2 protein-coding genes are annotated in these 1,115 nt (G+C 34.9%); both read left to right on the forward strand.

All coding sequences use genetic code 11. The annotated features are described in order from the left end of the window. A partial coding sequence (locus M663_RS0102445; RefSeq protein ID WP_029687823.1) for an iron chelate uptake ABC transporter family permease subunit occupies positions 1-273 on the forward strand: 273 nt, incomplete at its 5' end. Positions 274-277: 4 nt separating this feature from the next. Continuing rightward, entirely contained in the window at positions 278-1,078 is an 801-nt protein-coding gene (locus M663_RS0102450) for an ABC transporter ATP-binding protein (protein ID WP_029687824.1), read from the forward strand. Positions 1,079-1,115: the final 37 nt, after the last annotated feature.

Genomic DNA, 1,115 nt, shown 5'->3' on the forward strand with positions numbered 1-1,115 from the left:
GTTACTGCAACAGCTGTATCAGTCGGTGGAATTATAGGTTTTGTTGGACTTATTGTGCCTCATATATCAAGGCTTATTGTAGGACCTGACAATAGAGTTTTGGTACCTTTTAGTGCAATATCAGGAGCAATATTTTTGACTTTTGCAGACCTATTAGCACGAGTTATTTTAAAACCAATGGAAATTCCAATTGGAATAATTACTGCGGCATTTGGAGGACCATTCTTTTTGTATCTGTTAATAAATAGCAAACAAAAAAGTGAAGGAATGTGATGATATGGCAATTTTACAGGTAGATAAATTACATTTTTCTTATGGGGAAAGGGAAGTTTTAAGAGGGATAGATTTCACCATAAATAAAAGCATAGTGATAGGGATAATTGGTGCAAATGGAAGTGGCAAGACTACACTTTTAAAGAATATATCAGGGTATTTGACGCCAACTTATGGTAATGTCTTTGTGTTAGGGAAAAATATCAAAGACTTTACTATAAAAGAAAAGGCAAAATATATAGGTTATGTGCCTCAAGATATAGTTTACGACTTTGAATTTAGCTGTTATGACGTAGTAATGATGGGAAGAATTCCTTATCTTAAAAGGTTTCAGTCGGAGAGAAAAGAAGACAGAGATATTGTAAGAGAGTGCATGGAAATTACAAATACATGGCAGTTTAAAGACAAAAGTATAAAAGAGTTAAGCGGCGGTGAAAGGCAAAGGGTGTATATAGCGAGGGCATTAGCACAAAAAGCTCGAATTTTACTCATGGATGAGCCAGTTTCTCACCTTGATATAAAATACCAAGTTGAAATACTATCTCTTGTAAAAGATTTATCTTTAAAAGGAATACTTGTAATTGTTGTGCTTCACGATATTAACCTCGCTTCACAGTTTTGTGATGAGATTTTCATAATGAAAGAAGGCAAAATAATAGCATCTGGGTCTCCCAGAAATGTTTTAACATTGAACAATATAAAATCAGCCTTTTCAATAGATGTGGAAGTATTTGAAAATCCCATCACCCATACTCCTTACGTCATTCCATCGCTAAATGGAAAGGAGCAACTCAAAGTTGTGTAAAGCTGTAATGATTGCAGGCACCCATTCAGGGGCAGGT

The organism is Thermoanaerobacter sp. A7A (genome assembly GCF_000445185.1).
Lineage (GTDB): Bacteria > Bacillota > Thermoanaerobacteria > Thermoanaerobacterales > Thermoanaerobacteraceae > Thermoanaerobacter.

Excerpts from the sequence above, each read along its gene's own strand:
- M663_RS0102450 (WP_029687824.1), top strand. The coding sequence starts at position 278 with ATGGCAATTTTACAGGTAGATAAATTACATTTTTCTTATGGGGAAAGG.